General features: G+C 66.3%; 20 protein-coding genes. 5 read left to right on the top strand and 15 right to left on the bottom strand.

Going from position 1 to position 23,775, the window contains the following annotated elements; genetic code table 11:
• Nucleotides 1–58 precede the first annotated feature (58 nt).
• Together ACVISU_RS16630 and ACVISU_RS16635 are read right to left on the bottom strand one after the other, a co-directional pair.
• On the bottom strand, nt 59–955 hold the full coding sequence (locus ACVISU_RS16630) for a sigma-70 family RNA polymerase sigma factor (RefSeq protein ID WP_456707627.1): 897 nt from the start codon (nt 953–955) through the stop codon (nt 59–61).
• A 20-nt stretch (nt 956–975) separates the two neighbouring features.
• Nucleotides 976–1,284: a hypothetical protein gene (locus ACVISU_RS16635; RefSeq protein WP_050403084.1), complete on the bottom strand. Its 309-nt coding sequence runs from the start codon at nt 1,282–1,284 to the stop codon at nt 976–978.
• 196 nt (nt 1,285–1,480) lie between these two features.
• Between ACVISU_RS16635 and ACVISU_RS16640 the strand changes: the two genes are divergently transcribed.
• The gene (locus ACVISU_RS16640; protein WP_456707628.1) at nt 1,481–2,875 is read left to right on the top strand and encodes a DHA2 family efflux MFS transporter permease subunit; all 1,395 of its coding nucleotides are present in this window, start codon (nt 1,481–1,483) and stop codon (nt 2,873–2,875) included.
• Between the two features lie 115 nt (nt 2,876–2,990).
• Nucleotides 2,991–4,265: an NAD(P)/FAD-dependent oxidoreductase gene (locus tag ACVISU_RS16645; RefSeq protein ID WP_456707629.1), complete on the top strand. Its 1,275-nt coding sequence runs from the start codon at nt 2,991–2,993 to the stop codon at nt 4,263–4,265.
• Nucleotides 4,266–4,476: 211 nt separating this feature from the next.
• On the opposite strand, the gene ACVISU_RS16650 is transcribed toward ACVISU_RS16645, so the two are convergent.
• Together ACVISU_RS16650 and ACVISU_RS16655 are read right to left on the bottom strand one after the other, a co-directional pair.
• Complete coding sequence (locus ACVISU_RS16650; RefSeq protein ID WP_456707630.1) at nt 4,477–5,703, bottom strand: ABC transporter substrate-binding protein; 1,227 nt, start codon at nt 5,701–5,703, stop codon at nt 4,477–4,479.
• A 40-nt stretch (nt 5,704–5,743) separates the two neighbouring features.
• Nucleotides 5,744–6,946: a cytochrome P450 gene (locus ACVISU_RS16655; protein WP_456707631.1), complete on the bottom strand. Its 1,203-nt coding sequence runs from the start codon at nt 6,944–6,946 to the stop codon at nt 5,744–5,746.
• Between the two features lie 82 nt (nt 6,947–7,028).
• On the opposite strand from ACVISU_RS16655, the gene ACVISU_RS16660 reads away from it, so the two are divergent.
• Nucleotides 7,029–7,553 carry a MarR family winged helix-turn-helix transcriptional regulator gene (locus tag ACVISU_RS16660; protein ID WP_050403079.1) on the top strand — a complete coding sequence of 175 codons (525 nt, stop codon included), beginning with the start codon at nt 7,029–7,031 and terminating at the stop codon, nt 7,551–7,553.
• Nucleotides 7,554–7,862: 309 nt separating this feature from the next.
• Here the strand turns inward: ACVISU_RS16660 and ACVISU_RS16665 are convergent, their stop codons facing one another.
• Entirely contained in the window at nt 7,863–9,725 is a 1,863-nt protein-coding gene (locus tag ACVISU_RS16665; protein WP_456707632.1) for a feruloyl-CoA synthase, read from the bottom strand.
• Nucleotides 9,726–9,874: 149 nt separating this feature from the next.
• On the opposite strand from ACVISU_RS16665, the gene ACVISU_RS16670 reads away from it, so the two are divergent.
• Nucleotides 9,875–10,387 carry a MarR family winged helix-turn-helix transcriptional regulator gene (locus tag ACVISU_RS16670; protein WP_456707633.1) on the top strand — a complete coding sequence of 171 codons (513 nt, stop codon included), beginning with the start codon at nt 9,875–9,877 and terminating at the stop codon, nt 10,385–10,387.
• Nucleotides 10,388–10,608: 221 nt separating this feature from the next.
• Nucleotides 10,609–12,396: an allophanate hydrolase gene (atzF, locus tag ACVISU_RS16675; RefSeq protein WP_456707634.1), complete on the top strand. Its 1,788-nt coding sequence runs from the start codon at nt 10,609–10,611 to the stop codon at nt 12,394–12,396.
• Nucleotides 12,397–12,553: 157 nt separating this feature from the next.
• On the opposite strand, the gene ACVISU_RS16680 is transcribed toward atzF, so the two are convergent.
• The 10 genes from ACVISU_RS16680 to ugpB form a co-directional block, all read right to left on the bottom strand.
• Nucleotides 12,554–13,291, bottom strand: a complete 738-nt coding sequence (locus ACVISU_RS16680; RefSeq protein WP_050406017.1) for a GntR family transcriptional regulator — start codon at nt 13,289–13,291, stop codon at nt 12,554–12,556.
• 28 nt (nt 13,292–13,319) lie between these two features.
• Nucleotides 13,320–13,712, bottom strand: a complete 393-nt coding sequence (gene hpxZ / locus ACVISU_RS16685; RefSeq protein WP_456707635.1) for an oxalurate catabolism protein HpxZ — start codon at nt 13,710–13,712, stop codon at nt 13,320–13,322.
• Nucleotide 13,713: 1 nt separating this feature from the next.
• Nucleotides 13,714–15,090 (bottom strand): AtzE family amidohydrolase, encoded by a 1,377-nt coding sequence (locus ACVISU_RS16690; RefSeq protein ID WP_456710832.1) that lies wholly within the window; start codon nt 15,088–15,090, stop codon nt 13,714–13,716.
• A gap of 28 nt (nt 15,091–15,118) precedes the next feature.
• Nucleotides 15,119–15,298, bottom strand: a complete 180-nt coding sequence (locus ACVISU_RS16695; protein WP_456707636.1) for a DUF4089 domain-containing protein — start codon at nt 15,296–15,298, stop codon at nt 15,119–15,121.
• Between the two features lie 19 nt (nt 15,299–15,317).
• Nucleotides 15,318–17,120: a dipeptide ABC transporter ATP-binding protein gene (locus ACVISU_RS16700; protein ID WP_456707637.1), complete on the bottom strand. Its 1,803-nt coding sequence runs from the start codon at nt 17,118–17,120 to the stop codon at nt 15,318–15,320.
• A gap of 79 nt (nt 17,121–17,199) precedes the next feature.
• The gene (locus ACVISU_RS16705) at nt 17,200–18,099 is read right to left on the bottom strand and encodes an ABC transporter permease (protein ID WP_456707638.1); all 900 of its coding nucleotides are present in this window, start codon (nt 18,097–18,099) and stop codon (nt 17,200–17,202) included.
• Nucleotides 18,100–18,103: 4 nt separating this feature from the next.
• Complete coding sequence (locus ACVISU_RS16710) at nt 18,104–19,117, bottom strand: ABC transporter permease (RefSeq protein ID WP_456707639.1); 1,014 nt, start codon at nt 19,115–19,117, stop codon at nt 18,104–18,106.
• Nucleotides 19,118–19,342: 225 nt separating this feature from the next.
• Complete coding sequence (locus ACVISU_RS16715; protein ID WP_456707640.1) at nt 19,343–20,965, bottom strand: ABC transporter substrate-binding protein; 1,623 nt, start codon at nt 20,963–20,965, stop codon at nt 19,343–19,345.
• Nucleotides 20,966–21,196: 231 nt separating this feature from the next.
• Entirely contained in the window at nt 21,197–22,150 is a 954-nt protein-coding gene (locus tag ACVISU_RS16720; protein ID WP_456707641.1) for an aminoglycoside phosphotransferase family protein, read from the bottom strand.
• A 251-nt stretch (nt 22,151–22,401) separates the two neighbouring features.
• Entirely contained in the window at nt 22,402–23,721 is a 1,320-nt protein-coding gene (gene ugpB / locus ACVISU_RS16725) for a sn-glycerol-3-phosphate ABC transporter substrate-binding protein UgpB (protein WP_456707642.1), read from the bottom strand.
• Nucleotides 23,722–23,775: the final 54 nt, after the last annotated feature.

Consider the following 23,775-nt stretch of genomic DNA (forward strand, 5'->3'; position numbering starts at 1 on the left):
AAGGCAGGGACGACCGCGGAGTTTGCGGCGCGGTGACTGCTTCACGCCTGATAGGCGGTCAGCCCTGATCCACCGCCCATTCGGCGCCGTCGATCGCATAGGGCGCATGGCGGAAATCCCTGATCGTCGCGACCTTGCCGGCCGACCAGTCGAGCAGCATGAACGATCGCGGCGGCCCACTCTGTGCGTTCGGATCGAACACCAGGATCGCCGGGCGTCCCTCGACCTGTCCGGTCACCAGATGCCAGTCGTCGATCTTGGCATAATTGCCGAAGTAGCGTGACACCTCGGCCTTGCCATTCAGCCGCGCCCGGTTGACGAGTTCCAGCCTGATGTCGTCGGCGATCATGGCGCGGATGGCATCGAAGTCGCGGGCGTTGAAGCGGCCGACATAGGTATTCAGCCTGACGCGATCGGCCGGCGACAGGCCGGGCCGCGGCGCATCGTCGGGCTCGCGGGCGAACGCGCGCAGCTGCGTGCGTCCCCGATACAGCGCGGCCTTCACCGCGGGCAGGCTGAAATCCATGATGCCGCAGACTTCCTGCAACGAGCAGCCGAGCACGTCCATCAGGATCACGCTGGAGCGCTGCGCCACCGGCAGCCGCATGAAGGTGCGCAGGCTGCTTGCAGCGATCTCGCGGCGGCTGACGTCGTCAAGCTCTGCGGCCATCATGTCCACCTCCTCCGAAGAGTGGAGCGCGTCGTGGCGGTTGCGCCGCCTGAGGAAATCGAGCGCGGTGTTGTGCGCGATCCGGAACAGCCAGCCTTGCGGATTCTGGATCGGAGCTGCGGACGCGAAGCCTTCCATCGCCTTGATGAGCGCGTCCTGCAGCACATCCTCGCCGTCGATGACCGATCCGACCATGCGGGCGCAGTAGCGATGCAGCCTTGGCCGCATCGCCGCCAGCAGCGCATCGACATCGGTCGCGGCCGGCGCCTGGGGTGGTGACGTCATGATGGCTCCGCCAGATTGGTTCACGACGCATCCAGCATACGATAGTTTCCGACAATCACAGCACTGCTAACCAGCGGCGGCTCGGCGCAGCGATCGCGAATGCCATCCTGGAAGGCCTGGAAGGCCGCCAGCTTCGGGATCGGGCTCGAGCCGTCGTCGGCTGTTGTCTCGACCATGTGGATGAAGGTGTCGTCCTCAAGCCGCAGCGTCATGTAGCGCACGCCGTCCGGGTTGGCCGCTTTCAGCTCGGCGAACACAGCCGCCACCAGCGCGGCATTCTTCTCCGCCATCTCCGGCTTGGTCTTGTACCTGATCAGGGTCCGTCTCATCGCAACCTCCTTCGCTTGGTTCTGCCCGGCCTGGTTTTGCGGCCCGAACCGGCCGCGTCAGGCCCAAGGACGTCTGCGGATAGCGAAAGGATGCGGTCCCGCAAAAATATTCTTGGGCCGCATCCTTTGCCCATCCCGGTTCGTCCTGGCCTGCGAAGCGGGTCGCAGCCTAGCGGCACGTCAACGGAGAACCACCATGCAGATCCCTGAGCAGCGCTGGGTGCTCGGCCTCACCGCGCTGGCATCCTTCATGATGGCGCTCGACGCCATGATCATGACCACGGCCTTCGCCACCATCCGCGCCGATTTCGGCAGCCCGGTGGAGACGCTGCAATGGACCGTCAACGCCTTCAATCTGACCTTCGCGGTGCTGCTGCTGACCGGCGCGGCGCTCGGCGACCGTTTTGGGCGGCGCCGGATGTTCGCGGCCGGGATCGGTCTGTTCGTCGTGGCCTCCGCCGCCTGTGCGCTGGCCGGCGATGCCGCGGCACTGATCGCCGCGCGCGCCCTGCAGGGCGCCAGCGCGGCGCTGGTGATGCCGCTGGCGATGGCGATCCTGAGCGGCGCGTTCGGCCGCGAGGAGCGCGCCCGCGCCCTCGGCATCTTCAGCGGCATCACCGGATGCGCGCTGATCATCGGCCCTGCGATCGGCGGCTTCATCACCGAGCATCTCGGCTGGCGCTGGATCTTCTGGATCAATTTGCCGATCGGCCTCGTCGCGATCGCACTCGTGATGATGCGCCTGCGCGAAAGCTTCGGACCGACCGCGCCGCTCGACATCACGGGATTGACGCTGATCGCGCTTGCGGCGCTGGCCCTGGTCTGGGGCCTGCTCCGTGGCAACACCGTCGGATGGGCCAGCGCGGAGGTCGCGTGCACACTGATCGTCGGCCTCGCGCTGGCGGCGATATTCGTGCTGTGGGAGCTGCGTACGACACACCCGATGGTGCCGATGCGGCTGTTCGCGGCACGGCCGTTTGCATCCGGCATCGCTGCGAGCGTGCTGTTCTATGCCGCGATGTATGGCGTGCTGTTCCTGCTGCCGCAGTTCCTGCAGATCGCGCTTCACTTCGACGCCTTCGGCGCCGGGCTGCGGCTGTTGCCGTGGACGGCGACGCTATTTGTCACGGCCCCGATCGCCGGCGCCGTGGTCAACCGGTTCGGCGAGCGCACGCTGGTCGTCACCGGACTTCTGATGCAGGCAATCGGGCTCGGCTGGATCAGCGAGATCGTGAGCCCCACAGTGCCGTATTCCGCGCTGGTCGCGCCGCTGGTGCTCGCCGGCGTCGGTGTCTCGATGGCGATGCCGGCCGCGCAGAACGCGGTGCTGAGTGCGGTCGCCGTCAGCGAGATGGGCAAGGCGTCCGGCATCTTCAACATGGGCCGCTTCCTCGGCGGCATGTTCGGCATCGCGGCGCTGGTTGCGAGTTTCACCGCCAATGGCGCAGCCGATTCGTCCGGACATTTCAGCAGCGGTTTCGTTGCGGCGATGAGCCTTGCGGCGACGTTGTCGCTTATCGGCGCGGTCGCGGGACTGTTCCTGCCGATGCGGCGACGGGTCGTTGCCGCGGCCGCGCCGCAGGATGCGTGAGACGCACAGCGATTGGGTTTCGCTATCGGGTGATCAGGCAATTCGTATTGGAATGAGGCCGCCAATGATTACATAATCAGACGACGAAGCCGTTCGAAACCGAGGGCGACATCAGATGACGCAAGCGCCGGCCAAACCTCATCGCGTGGTGATCGTCGGCGCCGGCTTCGGCGGGCTGGAAGCCGCCTTCGGGCTCGCAGGCGCGCCGGTCGAGATCACGCTGATCGATCGCCGCAACCACCATCTGTTCCAGCCGCTGCTCTACCAGGTCGCGACCGCATCGCTCGCCACCAGCGAGATCGCCTGGCCGATCCGCTATCTGCTGCGCGACCGGCCCGAGGTGACGACGCTGTTCGCCAATGTCTGCGGCGTCGACGCGGCGGCCAAGCAGGTAGAGCTCGACGACGGCGGCAGCATTCCCTACGACACGCTGATCCTCGCCACCGGGGCGCGCCACGCCTATTTCGGCCATGACGAATGGGAGCCGTTCGCGCCGGGCCTGAAGACGCTGGAGGACGCAACCACGCTCAGGCGACGCATCCTGGTCGCCTTCGAGCGCGCGGAGCGCGAGACCGATCCCGACAAACGCGCGGCGCTACTGACCTTCGTCATCATCGGCGCCGGGCCGACCGGCGTCGAGATGGCCGGCACCATCGCCGACCTCGCCAAGGACACGCTGCCGCAGGACTTCCGTCACATCGACACGCGCAAGGCGCGCGTGGTGCTGATCGAGGCCGGGCCGCGCGTGCTGGCAGGATTTCCCGACGATCTCTCGGCCTACGCGCAGGCATCGCTGGAAAAACTCGGCGTCGAGGTGATGCTGGGCGAGCCGGTCACCGAATGCTCGGCCGACGGTGTGGTGTTCGGCGGCAAGCGGCTGGAGGCGCGCACCATCGTCTGGGCCGCCGGCGTGCGCGCCTCGCGCGCCGCCGAGTGGCTGAACGCGCCGGCCGACCGCGCCCACCGGCTGCAGGTCGAGCCTGATCTGACCGTGCCGGGCCATCCCGACATCTTCGCGATCGGCGACACCGTCACGATCAAGGGTCCCGACGGCAGTCCGGTGCCCGGCATCGCGCCGGCCGCCAAGCAGGAAGGACGCTACGTCGCCGCCCTGATCAAGGCCCGGCTCGAAGGCAAGACACTGCCGCCGTTCCGCTACAAGCACGCCGGCAGCCTCGCGCAGATCGGCAAGAAGAAGGCGGTGATCGATTTCGGCTGGCTGAAGCTGCGCGGCTCACTGGCATGGTGGATCTGGGGCCTCGCCCATATCTACTTCCTGATCGGCGTGCGGCATCGGATCGCGGTAGCGATGAACTGGCTCTGGATCCACACCCGCGACCAGCGCGCCGCACGGCTGATCACCCAGGGCAGCAGCAAGGTCGCGCAGTAGGCGACAGCGCGAGCATTTCGCAATCTCCGTTCCGTCATCCCCGCGCAAAGGCTTCGTCCTTGTCGCTGGAGGAGCGCGGAACGCGCGTCTCGAAGGATGAATCGACCCGGCTGGTGGCCGTCGACCCTTCGAGACGCGCGCAAGAGCGCGCTCCTCAGGGTGACGGAGCTGAGTGTCGCAGCTCTTTCCTCGTGAAAGTGGAACGCCAACCTCACTTCACCAGCGAGCACCCGCCCTCGGCCAACGGCCGGAACGCCTGATCGGCCGGGATGGTCGCGATCAGTCTGTAATAGTCGTAGGGGTATTTCGACTCCTCCGGCTTCTTCACCTCGAACAGGTACATCGGGTGGATGACGCGGCCGTCCTGGCGGATCGTGGTGTCGCCGAACAGTTTGTCGTTACCCTTGAAGGTCTTCATCTGCGGCACCACGACCTTGGCGTCGTCGCTGCCGGTCGCAGCAACGGCGTTGAGATAGGCGAGCGTCGCGGCATAGACGCCGGCCTGGTTGCCACTCGGCATCTTGCCGTTCATGCCAGGACGCGCGGCGAAGCGCCTTGCGAACGCACGGGTGCCGTCGTTCATGTCCCAGTAGAAGGCCTCGAGCAGCTGCAGGCCCTGCGCGACCTTGAGGCCCATGCCGTGGACGTCGTTCACGAACAGCAGGAACGCGACCATGGTCTGGCCGCCTTGCTGGATGCCGAATTCGGCCGCCTGCTTCACCGCGTTGATGGTGTCGCCGCCGGCATTGGCGAGCCCGATCACCTTTGCTTTCGAGTTCTGCGCCTGCAGCAGGAAGGACGCGAAGTCCGAGGTGCCGAGCGGATGCTTGCTCGATCCCAGCACCTTGCCGCCGTGCTTCTCGATGTAGTTGGTCGCCTCGGCTTCGATGCCCTTGCCAAGCGCGTAGTCGACAGTGACAAAATACCAGTCCTTGCCGCCGCGCTGCATCATCGCGGCCGCCGTGGTGTTGCCGGTGGCCCAGGCGTCGTTGACCCACTGAATGGTGTTCGGCGAGCAGGCCTTGCCGGTGAGGTCGGAGCTCGCGGTCGACGACGCCAAGAACGTCATCCTGGAATCGCGCAGGATGGTGTTGATGGCAAGGCCGACGGCCGAGTTCGGCACGTCGACGATGGCGTCGACGCCTTCGACATCGAGCCATTTTCGCGCGATCGCAGAGCCCACGTCGGCCTTGTTCTGGTGATCGGCATAGACGATCTCGACCTTGATGCCCTTGCCGCCGCCGCCAAAATCCTCAGCCGCCATCCGCGCGGCTTCCACCGAGCCCATGCCGTTGGTGTCCTGGAAGATGCCGGAAATGTCGTTGAGCACGCCGACGCGCACGACATTGTCGGAAATCTCCGCACGCGCGCTGCCGGCGGCGCAGGCCAATGCTAGCGCAAGTCCGATCCCAAATCGCCCAACCCCAAAGCCCTTCATCGTCTCCCCCTACGTTTCCTTGCCGGTCTTGAGCGACTCGTCAGGCCGGCGTGATCTCGACCGGCAGGCTGCTCAGCCCGCGTAGCGTGTTGTTGAACAGTCGCTTCGGCTCGCCGGCAATTTCAATCTTGCCGACACGACGCGCCAGCGCCGCCATCATCACCTCGCCTTCGAGGCGGGCGACGAGCTGGCCGACGCACATGTGGATGCCAGAACCGTAGCCGACATGACCCGACGTCCGACGCGTGACGTCGTAGCTATCGGGCGCCTCCCAGCGGCGCGGATCGCGATTGGCCGCGGCCAGGAACATCAGCACCTTCTCGCCTTCGGGAATGGTGGCCCCGCCGAGCTCCACCTCGCGGGTCGTGGTGCGGAAGAAAGTCTGGACCGGGCTTTCGAACCGCACGGCTTCCTCGAACGCGTTGCGCGCCAGCGTCGGATCGCCGCGAAGTTTCTGAAACTGGTCGGGGAAGCGGGCGAGGCAGTAGACCGCGGCGCCGATGCCGTTGACGGTGGTGTCGAGACCGGCCGACAGCAGCGAGCGCACCAGCAGCGGCGCCTCGGTCGCGGTGATGGCGCCGCTATCGACATGGGCGTGGATGCAGGCGCCGATGCCGCCAGGGGCGAGATTGTCGCGCTGACACTGTTCGGCGATGTAGCTCTGGTGCGGCGCGGAACGCTCGATCGCCTGCTGGCGCAGCTCGTTCGGCGGCCCGAAGGCATTGAACACAAGACTGGCGTAAGGCAGCAGATGCTCGCGGCCTTCCGGCCGCAGGCCCAGCGCATCCGGGAAGATCGACAGCGGATAGGCTTCCGCGAGGTCCTCGATCGCGTCGAAACGGCGCTTTTCCAGCAGGGCATCGACGCAGGCCTCCGCCGCAGCGGCAAATCGCCCGCGAAGCTGCTTCATCACGGTCGCCGACAGCACCGTGCTCAGCACCGTGCGGGTGCGGGTGTGCGCCGGCGGGTCGGCCTCCAGGATCAGACTCGGCGGCCGCCACGGCTTCTCCTTGGAGAAGTCGCTGAGGCCGACGCCGCGGCTGGAGCAGAAGGTCTCGGGATCGTTCAGCACCGCATGGACCTCGGCGTAGCGCGCCACGCCATAGACATTCCACTTGTCGAGATAGACCACCGGCCCGGCCTCGCGCAGCCGCTGATGGGTGGGGAACGGATCAGCGAAGAATTCGAGCGCGAACGGATCGACGTCGAGATGCGGGACGGACGCACTTTCTGTTGCAGTCATCGGGACCTCCCGCGGTTTGATCTTGTCAACATCGGCAGCATGTCACTTGCTCCCGCACAGTTTCGCAGCGATGATTTGGGAAATGAGCAGCCAGCCCCTCCCCCGAAAGCCCCGCCGGCCCAAACCGGCCGATCCCGCAGATGCCTCCGACGGGCCGCTGCTGGACCTCGATCGCTATGTGCCGGCGTTCATCACCTTCATCGGCAACAAGCTGTCGAACAGCGCCACCGCATTTTACCAGAAAAATTTCGGTGTCAACGTCACCGAGTGGCGAATCATCTCGCAACTGGCGATCGAGCCGGGGATTCCCGCCTCCCGGATCTGCCAGGTGATCGGCTTCGACAAGGGGCCGGTCAGCCGCAACCTCGCGGCGCTGCAGAAGCGCGGCCTGCTGACGATCCGCACCGCGCCGGACGACGGCCGCACCCATTCGATCACGCTGACCGCCCGCGGCCGCGCCATCCACGACAAGGTCATCGTTGCGGCGCTGGAGCGCGAGCGGCGGCTGCTGTCGTGCCTGAAAAAGGACGAGCGCGAGGTGCTGATCGACCTGCTGCGCCGGCTGCACGAGAATCTCGGCGCCGTGACCGGGCCAAGCACGACCTGACCGCGCGGCCGGACCGCGGGCGGCGCCCTGCGCCACCGCGATACTCGCCCGGTTGTCGACGCGTGCCGCTCGTGCGCTGCTGCGCAACATTGTCCTCCCGAATGCGTGGCCGTTGACCGGGCCCTGTCCTTATGGATGCGGAAACTCGCACAGCTTAGTTGCCGTGGCAACTAAGAATCCGTGATGCGCTGCGTCGTCGGCTCGCAAGCGGAGCGTTGCAACGCCGCCCTCAGGTCAGGTGAGCACACTGTTCGGGCTCCCCCTTGGCGGGTGAGGGAACCATCCGCTGGTGCGTCCCTTGCGTCGATCTCATCCCGCGCAGCGGATCGGCTCGGTCGCGGCGTCGTCCTCCAGGATCGCCACTGCCGCGGCGCGACGCGTCAGCACGGCGCGCTGGTTGATGTAGCCCTTGTCGGTGATCTCCCCGCCGTCGACCGAAGCGGGCTCGGCCAGCAGCAGCGCGCGGGTGGCGTGCCCGGAGGAATGACCGCCCTGCGCCTTCAGCCGTGCCAGCCCCTGCCCGATCGCGGACCGAACCGCCGGATGAGCGATCGCCTCCTGCGCGCCCGCTCGCTCAGGCAGTCCTGCGACCGAACGGCAGGCAGCAAGGTTCGGAAACACCAGGAAGCGCACCTCGTCGCGGCCGTGGCCGGCGACGACGATATCCTGCGCGAGCGGCGCCAGCGCCGCGATGCCGGCGACGCGCAGGGTGCCGACGCTGACCCACGTGCCGGAATTGAGCTTGAAGTCCTCGGCTACGCGGCCGTCGAAGAACAGGCCGAGATCGGGCCGGTCGGGATCAGCAAAGGTGACGGCATCGCCGATCTTGTAGAAGCCCTCGTCGTCGAAGGCCCCTCGGGTGAGTTCGGGCGCCTTCCAATAGCCCGGCGTGACATTCGGCCCCCGCACGCGGACCTCGAGCTTGTCGCCCGACGGCACGAGTTTCAGCTCGGTACCGGGGATCGGCACCCCGATATTGCCGGAGCGCTCGGCGAGGAAGTGGCAATCGGTCGCGAGCGGCGAGGTCTCGGTCGACCCCCAGGCCGACACCATCGGCAGCTTGCGGCCAACCGTTTGCAACGACAATTCTTGCAGCGCGTCCCACAAATTCTGCGGCAGCGCCGCGCCGGCATAGAAAGCGAATTGGGTGCCCGCGAAAAAGCTGCGGCGCAACTCGTCGTCGGTGCGCAGCGCCGCGATCAGCATGTCGAAGCCGCGCGGCACGTTGAAATAGACCGTCGGCACAACGCTGCGCAGATTGGCTAGCGAAGTCGCAAACAGGCCGGGCGCCGGCTTGCCGCCGTCGATATAGAGCGTGCCGCCGTTGCGCAGCACCAGGTTGAAATTGTGGTTGGCGCCGAAGGTGTGGCTCCAGGGCAGCCAGTCCAGGATCACGAGTTCGCCGCCCGAGGATTCCAGGAACGTCCAGGTCTGCGCCTTGGCCTGCTGGCTCGAGGTCAGCATGCGCTGGGTGTTGATCACGGCTTTCGGCGTGCCGGTCGAGCCCGAGGTGAACAGGAATTTGGCGATCGTGTCCGGCGTCACCGCGGCAAACGCATTGGCGACCTCCGGCGCTTCAGGCGTCGCCGTGACGGTGCGGAATGGCAACGCATCGGCATCCTCAGGATTGTCACTGACGATGGTCGCGCGATGCAGCGGCGCGATCGCGGCAAGCGCCGCCGCGAACGGCTTTGTGTCGGCGACAAAGATCGCGCCGGGATCGAGCAGGCTGATCATGCTCTTCAGCTTGTCGAAATCGCGGGACATCAGCGAATAGGCCGGCGAGATCGCGGCGGAGGGCACGCCGACATGCTGGGCTGCGAGCGCGAACAGCGCGTGATCGATGCCGTTGTCGGAGAGGATGACGAGCGGCCGCTCGGTGCTCAGCCCTTGCGCCAGGATCCACGATGCGGCCCTCCGTACGATGCCGAGTGCCTCGCGATAGCTGACGGTGCTCCAGGGCAGCTCGGCATTGGCGCGCTCGCCGAGGAAAATGCGATCCGGCGCCTGCCGCGCCCAATGCTCCAGCCAGTCGCCGACACAGCGGGCGCCTTCCTTGAGCGGCGTGGTGGAGCGGACGAGGATGCTGCCGTCGTCGCGGCCGACGGCAACGATCGCGGGCGTGGCGAACAGGTTGCTCGGATGATCTGCGGTGCCGGCCGCCGTCGTCATGGTCTCCTCCTCGCCCGTGTCTGATCGGGATCGCGCCGCAACAGGGTGCGGCGGCGAAGTCCCGGCCGGGCTCTTTGGTCATAATGTTGCGGACATCAATTGTTGTCGTCAACAACAATCTTTCCCTCTCGCCTCGGGCGCGCTAGCCTATGCTCATGGCGAGCTGGCAAAAGACATCGCGCAAGGCGACGGGAACGACAGCGACAATCCGCCGCCGCGGACCCGGCAGCGATGCCGGCGACGACATCGGCCTCGATGCGCTGGTCGGCCACGCCGGCTATGCGGTGCGGCGCTTCCAGCTCTGGATCTTCCATGATTTCATCAAGACGCTGGCAGCGGTCGATATCCGCCCGACCCAGTATTCGGTCATGACCGTGATCGCAGCCAATCCGGGCCTTAGCCAGATGGCGGTCGCGAAGCGGCTCGGGATCGAGCGCGCGCGGCTGGTGCATCTGCTCGACAGCCTGGAAGCGCGCGACTTCGTCAGCCGGATCCCCTCCGCCACCGACCGCCGCTCCCATGCGCTGCATCTGACCGGGCGCGGCAAGACTGCGCTGGCCCGGTTCAAGCGGCTGGCCGCCGAGCACGAGCGCCATGTCGCCGAGAAGATCGGCAAGGAGAACCGCGAGCATCTGCTGCGGATTCTTGCCGGCTTCACCTGATCGATCGATCACGCCTGCTCTAATATTGAGCAGATGCGCGTTAAGGCCGGCTTTCTCCAACCGCCAGCGACCATTTCAAGCACCTGATATCGTGTGGTAATCCGTCGCGCGGCGGGCCCGAGCGAATTGTACACAATGGCACATTGCTTGCTTCGATCAGGCTGCAATTTCCTCGCGGCGGGCATCCGATGCCTTGCCGCGCCAGAGACGAGGCCACCCACGTGACTGAAACTGTCGCCGCGATCGTTGCCGCACACCGCACCTCGACCATGACGCCGGCGCAAACCGTGGCGCGCAGCTACCAGCGCATCCGCGAGCACAACGACCCCGCCATCTTCATCAGCCTGCGCGACGAGCAGGACGCGCTCGCCGAGGCCGCGCGGCTCGCAGACCCGGCGCTGCCGCTCTACGGCGTGCCGGTCGCGGTGAAGGACAATATCGACGTCAAGGGCCTGCCGACCACCGCCGCCTGCCCGGCGTTCTCTTACATGCCGGCCCAAGACTCAACTGCGGTTGCCAGACTGCGCGGAGCCGGCGCCATCATCATCGGCAAGACCAATCTCGACCAGTTCGCCACCGGCCTGGTCGGCGTGCGCTCGCCCTATGGCATACCCAAAAATCCGGTGCGCGGCGATCTGGTGCCGGGTGGATCGAGCTCGGGCTCCGCGGTCGCGGTCTCCGCGGGCCTCGTGCCGCTGTCGCTCGGCACCGACACAGCAGGCAGCGGCCGCGTGCCGGCGATGCTCAACAACATCGTCGGGCTCAAGCCGAGCCTCGGGCTGATCTCGAACGCGGGACTGGTGCCGGCCTGCCGCACGCTCGACTGCATCTCGGTGTTCTCGCTCACCGTCGACGACGCATTGGCCGCGCTTGCCGTGATGGCCGGGCCGGACGACGCCGATCCATTCTCGCGCGACCGGCCGCTTGGGCCGCTCGCGGCATTTCCGGCCAAACTCAAGCTCGGCATTCCCAAGCGCGGCCAATTGATCTTCTTCGGCGATCGCGAAGCCGAGCAGGCCTATGACGCGGCGTGCAAGCGCTGGCAGACGCTCGGCGCCGAACTCGTCGAGTTCGACCTCGAGCCGTTCTACGAGACGGCGCGGCTGCTCTATGAAGGCCCGTGGGTTGCCGAGCGCTATCTCGTTATCCGAGACCTGCTGGCGTCGTCGCCGGACGCGATCCATCCGGTGACTCGCGAGATCACGATCGGCGGCGCGCGGCCGACCGCGGCTGACACGTTCTCCGCGCTCTATCGCCTGCAGGCGCTGCGCCGCGTCGCTGCGCGCACCTTCGCGCAGTGCGATGCGATCGTGCTGCCGACCGCGCCGACGGTCTATTCCACCGCCGACGTGCTGGCCAACCCGATCGAGCTCAACTCGCGGCTCGGCACCTACACCAATTTCGTCAACCTGCTCGATCTCTGCGGCCTGGCGCTGCCGGCGGCGATGCGGCCCGACGGCGCGCCGTTCGGCATCACGCTGCTGGCGCCCGCCGGCCGCGACGCGGCGCTTGCCGGCATCGGCCGCGTCTTCCATGCCGACACCGGACTTGCCGTCGGCGCCAAGGCGGTGCCGCAGCCGCCGCTGGCCGAAGTGCCGGCGCAGACCGGCGCCGACGAGATCACGATCGCAGTGGTCGGCGCGCATCTCTCCGGCATGGCACTGAACCACGAACTGACCACGCTCGACGCGCGCCTGCTGGAAGAGACGACCACCGCAGCCGACTACAAGCTCTATGCGCTCGACACCACGCCGCCGAAACCCGGCATGCTGCGCATCGAGGCGGGTGCGGGTCATGCGATCAAGCTCGAACTGTGGGCGATGTCGCCAGCCGCGTTCGGAAAATTCGTCGCAGCAATCCCGCCGCCGATGGCGATCGGCACGATCAGGCTCACCGACGGACGGCAGGTCAAGGGCTTCATCGTGGAGCCCGCCGCGATCGCCGGCGCGAAAGATATCTCGGCCTATGGCGGCTGGCGGGCGTTCATGGCGGAGAAGGCGAAGGCGTAACCACCTCCCCTTGTCATTCCGGGGCGCGCGCAGCGCGAGCCCGCAATCCATTTCGCGGCAACGACGGTCGCTGGAAGTCCTCTACGTCAGGTGCGGAAGAATGGATTCCGGGCTCGCCGCCTTGCGGCGCCGCGGAATGACGAGAGCTGCGCGGGACCTACACCGACACCGCGTAGGTCTCGTATTCCCCGCGCACCTGCTCGATATGGGCGCGCATCGCCGCCGCAGCGCCGATCTTGTCGCCGCGCAGGATGGCGACGACGACGCGGTCGTGCTCGGCGTGGGATTTGGCGAGGCGCCCGAGGTTGCGGAACTGAGCGCGGCGGAACGGCTGCACGCGCACCCGCGTCGCCAGCGTGATCTCGGCGATATAGGCGTTCTGGGAGCCGGAGTAGATCGCGTTGTGGAAGCGCTCATTAACCTCGTGGAAGCGCTCGGGATTGCCGGTGTAGCTCAAGACCCGCAGCTCTTCGTGAACTGCTTCCAGCGCGTGGCGCTCCGCCGGCGTCATCCGCTCGGCGGCAAGGCCGGCGCACATCGCCTCGAGTTCGGCCATCGCCTCGAACATGCCGGTGAGCCGCTCGAGCGACGGTCGCGCCACCACCGCACCACGATGCGCGCGCGCGTCGATCAGGCCGCTGGCGGCGAGCTGCCGCAGCGCCTCGCGCACCGGCGTGCGCGAGACGTTGAAGCGGCGCGCCAGATCGGTTTCATCGAGCCCGGCGCCGGGCGGCAGCGTGCCGCGCACGATCTCGTCGGCGAGCTGCAGCCGCAGTTCCTCGGCGCGGGTGGTCTTGTCGACCAGCGATGAGGCGCGATCGACACGCCGCACCTGCGGCTCCGGCTCGGTGCCCTGTGCCGACGGCGCGCGGGTCGGAAGATCGTCCAGGCTCATGGCTGAAACGCCCTTTCAAGCACGCTGGTCAGGCCCCCTTTGGTTCATCGATGACGCTGACATGGGCGGCGACGATTCTCCAGCCCTCGGGGAAGCGAATCCATGTCTGCATCTGCCGTCCCACCCGACCCGGCGCGCTGTCCCGATAGAACAGCGTCGAGGCGATCGCAGTGTCGCGGCCATAGGTCGTGATCACGGTTCGGTCGATCTTGCGCATCAGGCCGACCGCCGGGCGCCCGGCGCGAAACGCCATGATCTCGGCATAGCCATAAAGGTTCTCGCCGATGCCATAGCGCAGCGTGCGGCTGTCGTTGCGGAACAGCTCGTCGAGCACGGTGACATCGTTCGAGACCAGCGCCTTCTCGTAGCGCTCGAACTGCGCGGTGACCTCGGCGAGCACGTCGGGAAGATTGATTTCCATTCTAGAGTCCTCTTGGCGCGGGAGCCGCCACGACACCCATCTGTTCCAGCGCGTGGGCGACCCGCAGCGCGATATCCTCGCGCCACGGCGCGGCGATGATCTGCACGCCGATCGGCATCGGTTCAAGCGGCACCGGCACGGCGGCCACCGGCAGGCCGATGAAGGAGATTGGCTGGGTGTGGATGCCGATATTGGGGCGGACCGGAAGCTCGACCCCGTCGAGCGTGAAGGTGGCCTGACCGATCTTCGGCGCCACACACGGCGTTGCCGGTGCCAGGATCACGTCGACCGACTGGAACAGCTCGAGCACCCTGGCGCGGAACCAGCGACGAAATTTCTGCGCCCTGTCGACATAGACCGCCGGCACCATCGCGCCCGCGACGAGGCGGTCGCGCACCGCCGGATCGAAATCGTTGGGGCGCTTGCGCAGCCGATCGAGGTGCAGCGCGGCGCCCTCGGTCGTGGTCATGATGAAGGCGGCCGCGCGGGCACGCGCCGCTTCGGGCAGCTCCACGGTCTGCGTCGCGCCGAGCGCCTTGGCAACGCGCGCGACCGCTTCGACCGCCTCCGGCAGCAGATTCTGCTGGAAATAGCCGCCGGCGATTGCAACTCGCAGCCCACCGATGCCCTCGGACAGCAGCGGCACCGTCGGCTCGACCGCTCGCGCGACGCAGGCCGGATCCTCAACGTCGGGCCCCTGCATGACGTCATAGGCGAGCGCGAGATCTGTCACGCTGCGCGCAAACGGGCCGAGGTGATCGAGGCTTGCGACGAACGGAAACGAGCGCGCGCGCGACAGCCGGCCATAGGTCGGCTTCAGGCCGAACGTGCCGCAGAATGACGACGGCACCCGGATCGAGCCGTTGGTGTCGGAGCCGAGCGCGATCGGCACCAGCGCGCCGCCGACGGCGCTGCCGGAGCCGCCCGAGGAGCCGCCGGCCATCCGCGTCCGATCATGCGGATTGCGCGACGGACCGTCATGCACGTTCTCGCCGGTGAAGTCGTAGGCGTATTCGCCCATATTGAGCGCGCCGACCAGCACGGCGCCGGCCGCTTCCATCCGCTCGATCAGCGTGGCATCGCGCGGGGACGGCGGCAGATCGCGGTTGATCTTCGAACCAGCGCGGGTCGAGAGGCCTTTCACCTCGAACAGATTCTTCACGGCGAAGGGCACGCCGGCAAGCGGGCCTGCCGATTGGCCCGCCGCGATCGCGGCATCGACAGCCTTGGCTTGGCTGCGCGCGCGATCGGCGGTGACGTCGGTGAAGGCATTGAGGACCTTGTCGTGCGCTGCGATGCGCGCGAGCGCGGCCTCGGTGGCCGCAAGGGCCGTGAGCTTGCGGTTTGAGACGGCCTGCGCGATTTCGGCGGCCGACATGGCAGTGGGAGTTTCGGACATTGCGATCTCAGGTCGAATAGACGGCGGCCGACACGAGCTCATCGGGCAGCGGGAAGTCATCGACCAGCCGCGCCAGCCGCAGCGCGACCTCGAGATTTGCCCGCACCGCCGGACGCCAGGCGTCTTCCAACGGCAACCCCATCGCGTTTGCGACAGCGCTCATATAGTCGTCGAGTTGATCGGCCATTTCGCTCCCAATGAGTTTCTCAACAGACCGGCAACGGCGGATGCGGGATCGCCGTGAGCAGCTCCCTTGTATAGGCATCCTGCGGATTGCCCAAGACATGTTCGGATGTGCCCTGCTCGACGATGCGCCCCGAGCGCATCACGATGACGCGATCACACAGCAGGCGCACCACGTTGAGATCGTGCGACACGAACAGATAGCTCATGCCCATCGACTGCTTGAGATCCTGCAGCAGATTGAGCACCACCGCCTGCACCGAGACGTCGAGTGCTGCGGTCGGCTCGTCGAGGATGACGAGCTTCGGGTGCAGCGCAATCGCGCGCGCGATGCCGACGCGGGCCTTCTGACCGCCGGACAGTTGATGCGGAAAACGATCCAGCAGATTGACCGGCAGGCCGACCAGCCGCGCGAGCTCCTCGCAGCGGTCGCGCAGCGCATCGCGCCCCCTGATATCGCCGAGCTGCATGATCGGATCGGCGATGGCGCGCGCCGCGGTGAAGCGCGGGTTGAGGCTGTCGGTCGGATCCTGGAACACCATCTGGATCTGGCTGCGCCGCGGCAGCCGTGCGAAGGACTGCGGCGCGATGGCGCCGATGTCCTCGCCGTCGAACATGATGCGGCCGGAGGTCTGGTCCAAGAGACGCATCACCATCATCGATGTCGTCGACTTGCCGCAACCGGATTCGCCGACCAGCCCGACGCTCTCGCCATGATCGACCGAAAAGCTGATGCCGTCGACGGCGCGGAAGATGTCTTCCTCGACCGGCGGCTTGCGGCCGAACAGTTTTGTGAGCACCGAGCCTGCGCCCTGGCGGGGGTATTCCTTGACGAGCTTTTCGACGGAAAGAAGCGGTTGCATCCGCTCCCTCTCGCCGCTTGCGGGGAGAGGGTTGGGGTGAGGGGGACTCTCCACGAGCACAGTGCTTGGAGAGCCCCCCTCACCCGCCACGCTCCGCGTGTCGGCCTCTCCCCGCAAGCGGGGCGGGGCGGAAGAGTCTTCCTCCGGCAGCAGATCGCGCAATGACACCCCGAGCCGCGGCGTCGCGCGCATCAGCTTCTTCGTGTAGTCATGCTGGGGCGCGGCGAATATGTCGGCGGACTTCGCGGTCTCGACCACGCGGCCCTGCTCCATCACCACGACGCGGTCGCAATAGGCCGCGGCGAGGCCGAGATCGTGCGTGATCAGGATCGTCGACATCGCCCGGCGCCGGGTCAGCTCGACGATCAGATCCATCACCGCCTTCTGGGTGGTGACGTCGAGGCCGGTGGTCGGCTCGTCGGCGATCAGAAGCTGCGGGTTGCAGGCCAGCGCCAGCGCGATGACGACGCGCTGGCACATGCCGCCGGAGAGTTCGAACGGATAGGCGTGATAGCGCTCGCGCGGGCGCGCGATCTTGACCTGCTCCAGCGCCTCGATCGCGGTCTCGCCGCGATCGGTGACCTGCGCCTGCTGCACATGCTGGCGCAGCACGTCCTCGATCTGGTGCCCGACCTTGCGGATCGGATTGAGGGCGGCGCGCGGGTTCTGGAAGATCATCGAGACCTCGCGGCCGCGCAGATCGCGCATCTGGCTTTCCGAGGCCGCCTTGACGTCGATGCCGGAGAACATCACCGAACCCTCGGCGATCCGCCCCGCGCGGTCGAGGATGCGCATCACGGCATAGGATGTCACCGACTTGCCGGAGCCGGACTCGCCGACGATGCCGACGGTCTCGCCCTTGCCCACGGAGATGTTGACGTGCTGCACCGCCTTGACGATGCCGCGACGGGTGGTGAACTCGACGGTGAGGTCCTGAACGTCGAGCAGCGGCTGGGCGGTCATGGCCGCCTCTCACAAAATATCGAAAACAACCCCATGCACAGTAGCGAAACGGTAATAAGACACCGCACTGAGACAGTCATCACGTCCTCCGCTGCGGGTCGACGATGTCGCGCAGGCCGTCGCCGAGCAGGTTGAAACAGAACACCGCGACCATCAGCGCAAGGCCGGGAAACAGCGCGATCCACCATTCGCCTGAGACCATGAAGCCGGCGCCCTCGGCGACCATGATGCCCCATTCCGCGGTCGGCGGCCGGACGCCGAGGCCGATGAAGGACAGACCCGCGGCATTGAGGATCGCATAGCCCATGGTCAGCGACATCTGCACGATCATGATCGGCATGATGTTGGGCAGGATGTGCCCGAGCAGGATGCGATACTCGCCATTGCCGGAGAGCCGCGCCGCCTGCACGAAGCCGGCGTTGCGGCGGACGTTGGCTTCGGCGCGCGCGACGCGGGCATAGAGCGGAAAGTTCACGATCGCGGTCGCGATGATGATGTTCTGCACGGTGTTGCCGAGCGCAGCGACGATGCCCATCGCCAGCACGAACAGCGGGAACGCCATGATGGTGTCGGCGATGCGGCCGACGATGCGATCGGTCCAGCCGCCGAAATAGCCGGCGGCGATGCCGGCGAGCCCACCCATCAGGAACACCAGTACCACGGAGGCGACCGCGATGAAGGTGTCGAGCCTGGTTGCGACGATGACGCGGCTGAAGATGTCGCGGCCGAGCTGGTCGGTGCCGAACCAGTGCGCGGCGGACGGCGGCTTCAATGCAGCCGCGGTATCCGAGGCGAGCGGATCGTACGGCACCACATAGGGCCCGAACAACGCGGCGAACATGATCAGGATCAGAAGCGCGAAGGCAAAGCCGGTGACCTTGTTCTCGCTCAGGACATAGCGTGTCTGCTCGATGATCGCGGCGAGCCCGGATGTCCGCGCAGGACCGACAGGCTCGACTGTTGGCGCAACGGAGCTCATGGTTTCACCCCTCCAGCCGCACGCGTGGATCGATCACGCCATAGAGGATGTCGATCAACAGATTCAGCAGCACGTACATGACCGCCATGGTGAGGACAAAGCCCTGCACCGGCGCGAAGTCGGAGGCGATCAGCGCCTCGACCGCGTAGGAGCCGATGCCGGGCCAGGCGAACACCTTCTCCACGAGCACATTGGCCCCGAGCAGGAAGGAGAACACCATGCTGAGCGTGGTGATGACCGGCAGCATCGCGTTGCGAAACGCGTAGGTGACGATCACCTTGCCGGGCGACAGGCCGCTGGCGCGCGCGGTGCGGACGAAATCCGACGCCAGCACCGCGAGCATCGAGGCGCGCGTCATGCGGGCGATCGGCGCCAGCGAGAAGATCGCGAGCGTCACCGCCGGCAAGATCAATTGGCTGAACGCCGAGCGAAACGCCTCGAAGTCGCGCGCGATCAAGGTGTCGATGAGATAGAAGCCGGTGACGGTCGGCGGGGCACTGTAGAACACGTCGAGCCGGCCGAGCGGCGCCGGTGCCCAGCCGAGCCGGAAATAGAACAGATAGACCAGCACGAGCCCGGTGAAGAACACCGGCAACGACACGCCGGCCGTCGTGGTGACGCGGCAGAGATGGTCGATCCAGGAACCCGGCCGCGTCGCCGCCAGCACGCCGAGCGGGATCGCGATCACGATCGAGACGACGAGGCCGAGCAGCGTGAGCTCGGCCGACGCCGGCAGGCGGTTGCGCAGTTCGGCCGCGACCGGCTGACCCGTGGTGAGCGATGTCCCGAGATCGCCATGGGCGAGATCATTGGTGTAGCGGACGAACTGCTCGATCAGCGGCTTGTCGAAGCCGAGCTTCTTCCTGATCTGGTCGACCGCTTCTTTCGTCGCCGCGGGCCCTGCGAAATACGCCGCGGGATCGCCCGGCAGCGCACGGGTCAAGAGGAACGTCACGATCACCACCCCGATCAGCGACGGGATCGCGAACAAGAGGCGCTTGCTGATCATGGTCAGCATGGGCCGCTCCCGCTCCAATCATGCAAAGCCAAGACGGTAGTGGCCGGGCTCCCTCCCCCCTTGCGGGGGAGGGTTGGGGAGAGGGGTGACCACAGGCACCGCAGTCTGGGCTTGCCCCTCTCCCTGCCCCTCCCCCGCAAGGGGGGAGGGAATGAGAGAGCGGTGCTCGCCTCACGTGAACCGACACCACCCGCCGATGTGTCGTGGATTGCGCGCATCACGGCCTCACCCCTTCGCCATCGCGCGATAGTCCAGCCGGCGGTGGAACCAGTATTGATAGCCCGAGATGTTCTTCTGCATCGCGACGTTGACGAACGGCTGATAGAGCGGGATGCGCGGGATGTCGGCGAAGGCGAGATCGACGAAACCCTTGACGTCGGCGTCGTAGGCCGCGGTGTCGCCGGTGGCGGCCGCGATCCGCGCGCCGTCGATGAGCTTGTCCATCTCGGGCGACTTGTAGCTCATCGTGTTGAAGATCGAATTGTTGCCGTGATAGCACCAGTAGAAGAAGTACTCGGGGTAATCGAGCCAGCCCGAGAACACGTTGGTGAACAGCGGCATTTCCTTCTTGGTCAGCTCGGTGCGCCAGTTGGCGCCGGGCACCTTGTTGATCGTGGTCTTGATGCCGAGCTGGGCGAGGCTCTCCTGCACCAGCACGCAAAGCGGCTCGTTGACCCCTGCGAAGTTCAGGTCGAACGAGATCGTGGTCTCGAAGCCGTTGGCGTAGCCGGCCTCCGCGAGCAGCGCCTTGGCCTTCTCCATGTCGGTGAAATACTTGGTCGGCTGCGGCCACGCGACCTCGGTCGGCTTGTCCTTGGGCGCGCCGAACATCGGGTTGGCGAGACCGAACAGCACCGCATCCATGATCTTCTGGTACGGCATCGCGTAGGCCATCGCCTGTCGCACCTTGGGATTGTCGAACGGCGGCTTGGTGACGTTCATGCCGATGTACTGGATGCCGTTGGAGAACGGCAACGACACGACGTTGAGCTTGCCGTTCGTCTTCATCTCCTGGAAATCCTTGAACGGCAGCTCATAGGAGATATCGGCATCGCCGCGCTCGAGCAGCGCCCGGCGGTTGCCGGCCTGCGGCACCATGCGCCAGATCACGCGCTTGATCTTCGGCATCGGTCCGGAGACCCAGTCGTCGTTGCGCTCCATGACGACTTCGGTGCCCGCGGTCCATTTGGTCACCTTGTAGGCGCCCGAGCCCGCGGTCTGCTGCTTGGTGAATTCGAGGCCCCAGGGATCCTTCTCGCTGGCGTTCTTCTTCACCAGCTCGGAGTTGACGACACAGGGCACGATGACAGCGAGATCGGGGATCGTCAGTCTGTCTTTCTTGATGAAGTCGACGCGCACCGTGTGGTCATCGACGACAACGAACTGCTCGGGTTTGGTCAGCGAGCCCGCGCTCATCTGGAAGGTCGGGAAGCCGCCGACGCTGACGGCACGGTCGAGCGACCATTTGACGTCCTTCGCCGTCACCGGCGTGCCGTCGTGGAATTTGGCGTTCTTGCGCAGCTTGAAGGTGACCGACATGTCGCCGATGTTGAAATCCTCGGCGAGCTCGGGCTTGAACTTGTCGCGGTCGTAATAGGGCACGCCGCCCGGCCCGCTCTTCATCTCGTGGCTGATCAGCCGGTCGTAGCAATTCCACGACACCTCATAGCCGGGCACGTTGGTGCCGACGCCGTGGATATCGAGATTGTTCGGACCGCCTTCGGAGACGATCAGCAGCGTCTCGGCGCGCGCGTCGGCCTTGGCCGGCGACCAGATCGCAGGCGCGGTCGGCGCCAGCGCCCCCGCTGCCAGCCCAGACACCGATTTGAGGAAATCGCGACGCTTCATGTGTTGCTCCAACGCCCTTGAGAACGGCCTTGGAACTCAGTTCGCAAAGATTGTGCCAACCCTTAACGAAACCTTATGAGGCACTAACGAGCTGGAGATGTTGAAAAAATCGTCGAAGGTATTTCGTTCGGATGTCGATCAGCATGGCATGAATTGCATACAAAGGAGAGCCATCTGCTCAATAGATAAGCAGATCACGAGCGCTGCTCGCTTTCTGGCCGGCGACCGATGTCAGTCCGACCAGATCAACTCCTGCAGCTGCACGAGATCATCGACCCGGTCCGGCCAGCCCGCGATGCAGATATGCCGGAGCGGATCGCTGGCCGCGTGCAGCATCATCAGCGCCATCAGCCGCCGCTTCAGCGCGAAATTCACCTCAGCTTGCGGGATCCCATAGCCGTCGAACAGGCTGCGCACCCGGCGCGGGTGTCCGGCGGCCATGAAGGCGCTCGGACCGAGCAGGTCATACTCGCCCCATCCGGTGCGGACGTCGCCGAAGTCGAACAGGCCGGCGACGTGCCAGCCGTCGGCGCGGCGGCCGAGCAGGAAATTCTCCGGGATGTACTCGCCGGTCAGGATCACCGGCGGCGCGTGCATCGGGACCAGCTCGGTGGCGTCACGCAGGAGATCGTCGAGCGAGCTGAGGAATTTCGCCGGCAGGCCGAGCCGTTCGTGCCGCGCCCGGCACTGCACGATCTGGCCGCGCATGAAGGCCTCCCAGCGCGGCTCGATCGCCAGCAGGCGGCCGGGCGGCACGCGCTGCACCTCGGCAATCACGGCGCCGATCTCGCCGAGCACGCGCTCGCGCTCGGCTTCCGGCAGCGATGGCCAGACCTCCGAGCCGACGGTGCCGGAAAGGCGCGTGATGACGAGATAGGGCCAGCCGTCGCGCTCGCCCTCCGCGACGAGTTCGGGGATCGGAATGCCGAGCCGTCCGCGCAACTCGGCGAGCGCGCCGCGTTCGGACACGCATTGCGGACGCAGAAACGGCGGGAACAGTTTCAGGATCAGGTCACCGTCGAGCCCGACGATGAGGTTGGTGCCGGTCGAGAACACGTGCGGATCGTCGCAGGACAGCCCGTGGCCGTCTGCGATGTCGCGCACCACCGGCAGCCAGCGCGAGGTGTCGCCGCGCCAGGCGCGATAGGTGTCGTAATCGGTGATGGATGGGAGTGGAGCGATCATTGCAAGCTTTGTAGCCCGGATGGAGCGCAGCGTAATCCGGGATTCTGCGCCAACTGAAGCACCGGCCCCGGATTTCGCTTCGCTGCATCCGGGCTACGAACTCTTCTCCTTCCCCCTGAAAGGGGAAGGTCGGGATGGGGGTCTGCCGCAGCCGACGCGGTAAGTGGAGAGAGCGGATCCCCACCCGCTTTGCTCTGGCGAGCAAAGCGACCTCCCCTTTTCAAGGGGAGGTTAAGACAACGCACAGCCCCTCATCGGTCCGGATTGGCGCGCTCGAACTGGCGCAAGAGACGGTTGCCGCGGTCGACGGCGTTGTCCATCGCGGCCTGCGCCGAACGCTTGCCGGAAAACACCTGCTCGAGCTCCTCCTCGATCACGTCGCGGATCAGGACGAACGAGCCGAGCCGAACGCCCCTGGACTTGTCGGTCGGCGGCTTCAGCGTGACCTCCTCGATCGAGATCGAGGCGCCGGGATTGCGATCGTAGAAGCCCTGGGTGCGGCTGAGATCAAACGCGGCGCGGGTGATCGGCAGATAGCCGGTGTTCTGGTGCCAGGCGGCCTGCACCTCCGGCCGCGACAGATAGCCGAAGAATTTCGCCACCCCGGCATATTCGGCGCGCGGCCGGTCACGCAGCACCCACAGCGTCGCGCCGCCGATGATCGAGTTCTGCGGCGCGCCCTGCACATCGGGCTCGTACGGCATCATGCCGTAGCCGACCTCGAATTTCGAATTGGCCTTGATGTCGGCGCGCGTGCCGGACGAGCCGATGAAGATGCCGCACTCGCCCTTCTGGAAGCGCGGCTCGGCTGCCTGGCCGCGGCCGCTGTAGTCGAACGACTTGTCGGCCTGCCATTTCGCGAGCTGCGCGATATGGCGCACCACGATCGGATTGTTGAAGACCAGCTGCGCGTCGAGCCCGGCAAAGCCGTTGCCCCTGGTGGCGATCGGCAGATTGTGGAACGCGGAAAAGTTCTCGACATTGATCCAGGATGGCCATGACGTGGTGAAACCGCACATTGCGCCGGCCGCGCGCAGCCGCTTCGCCATGGTGCCGAGCTCCGGCCAGGTCCTCGGCGGCTGGCTCGGATCGAGCCCGGCGGAACGGAACAGATCCTTGTTGTAGTACAGGATCGGCGTCGAGGCGTTGAACGGGAACGACAGCATGTTGCCGTCGACGTCGGCATAGTAACCCGCCACCGCAGGCAGATAGGCCTGTGGCGCGAACGGCTCCGATTGATCGCGCATCAGCTCGAACACCGGATAGATCGCGCCGCGCGCCGCCATCATGGTTGCGGTGGCAATCTCGTTGACCTGAACGATCGCCGGCTGGCTGCGCGAGCGGAACGCGAAGATCGCCGCGGTGACGGTCTCGGTGTAGTTACCCTTGTAGGCGGGCACGATCCGGTAGTCGGATTGCGCGGCGTTGAAGTCGGCAGCCAGCTTCTCGAGCTGCTTGCCGAGCTCGCCCGACATCGCGTGCCACCACATGATCTCGGTCGTCGCCTGCGCTGGTGCCACAAGCAGAAGGGCCGCGACGACGAGATGCAACAGCTTCAAGGCGAACTTCACGACGAGTCGTTCCCGGATGCCAACACGCGCTCATACGGCGCCACAACCGCAAAT

The sequence above is a fragment of the Bradyrhizobium sp. USDA 4452 genome, assembly GCF_054063575.1.

What these genes read in the sequence shown, in the direction of transcription:
- ACVISU_RS16630 (WP_456707627.1), bottom strand. Translation starts at nt 955, where the DNA reads ATGACGTCACCACCCCAGGCGCCGGCCGCGACCGATGTCGATGCGCTG.
- ACVISU_RS16720 (WP_456707641.1), bottom strand. Translation starts at nt 22,150, where the DNA reads ATGATCGCTCCACTCCCATCCATCACCGATTACGACACCTATCGCGCC.
- ACVISU_RS16710 (WP_456707639.1), bottom strand. Translation starts at nt 19,117, where the DNA reads ATGCTGACCATGATCAGCAAGCGCCTCTTGTTCGCGATCCCGTCGCTG.
- ACVISU_RS16645 (WP_456707629.1), top strand. Translation starts at nt 2,991, where the DNA reads ATGACGCAAGCGCCGGCCAAACCTCATCGCGTGGTGATCGTCGGCGCC.
- ACVISU_RS16680 (WP_050406017.1), bottom strand. Translation starts at nt 13,291, where the DNA reads ATGAGCCTGGACGATCTTCCGACCCGCGCGCCGTCGGCACAGGGCACC.
- ACVISU_RS16635 (WP_050403084.1), bottom strand. Translation starts at nt 1,284, where the DNA reads ATGAGACGGACCCTGATCAGGTACAAGACCAAGCCGGAGATGGCGGAG.
- ACVISU_RS16660 (WP_050403079.1), top strand. Translation starts at nt 7,029, where the DNA reads ATGAGCAGCCAGCCCCTCCCCCGAAAGCCCCGCCGGCCCAAACCGGCC.
- hpxZ (WP_456707635.1), bottom strand. Translation starts at nt 13,712, where the DNA reads ATGGAAATCAATCTTCCCGACGTGCTCGCCGAGGTCACCGCGCAGTTC.
- ACVISU_RS16640 (WP_456707628.1), top strand. Translation starts at nt 1,481, where the DNA reads ATGCAGATCCCTGAGCAGCGCTGGGTGCTCGGCCTCACCGCGCTGGCA.
- ACVISU_RS16695 (WP_456707636.1), bottom strand. Translation starts at nt 15,298, where the DNA reads ATGGCCGATCAACTCGACGACTATATGAGCGCTGTCGCAAACGCGATG.
- ACVISU_RS16665 (WP_456707632.1), bottom strand. Translation starts at nt 9,725, where the DNA reads ATGACGACGGCGGCCGGCACCGCAGATCATCCGAGCAACCTGTTCGCC.
- ACVISU_RS16655 (WP_456707631.1), bottom strand. Translation starts at nt 6,946, where the DNA reads ATGACTGCAACAGAAAGTGCGTCCGTCCCGCATCTCGACGTCGATCCG.
- ACVISU_RS16690 (WP_456710832.1), bottom strand. Translation starts at nt 15,090, where the DNA reads ATGTCGGCCGCCGAAATCGCGCAGGCCGTCTCAAACCGCAAGCTCACG.
- ACVISU_RS16705 (WP_456707638.1), bottom strand. Translation starts at nt 18,099, where the DNA reads ATGAGCTCCGTTGCGCCAACAGTCGAGCCTGTCGGTCCTGCGCGGACA.
- ACVISU_RS16715 (WP_456707640.1), bottom strand. Translation starts at nt 20,965, where the DNA reads ATGAAGCGTCGCGATTTCCTCAAATCGGTGTCTGGGCTGGCAGCGGGG.
- ACVISU_RS16650 (WP_456707630.1), bottom strand. Translation starts at nt 5,703, where the DNA reads ATGAAGGGCTTTGGGGTTGGGCGATTTGGGATCGGACTTGCGCTAGCA.
- ACVISU_RS16700 (WP_456707637.1), bottom strand. Translation starts at nt 17,120, where the DNA reads ATGACCGCCCAGCCGCTGCTCGACGTTCAGGACCTCACCGTCGAGTTC.
- ACVISU_RS16670 (WP_456707633.1), top strand. Translation starts at nt 9,875, where the DNA reads ATGCTCATGGCGAGCTGGCAAAAGACATCGCGCAAGGCGACGGGAACG.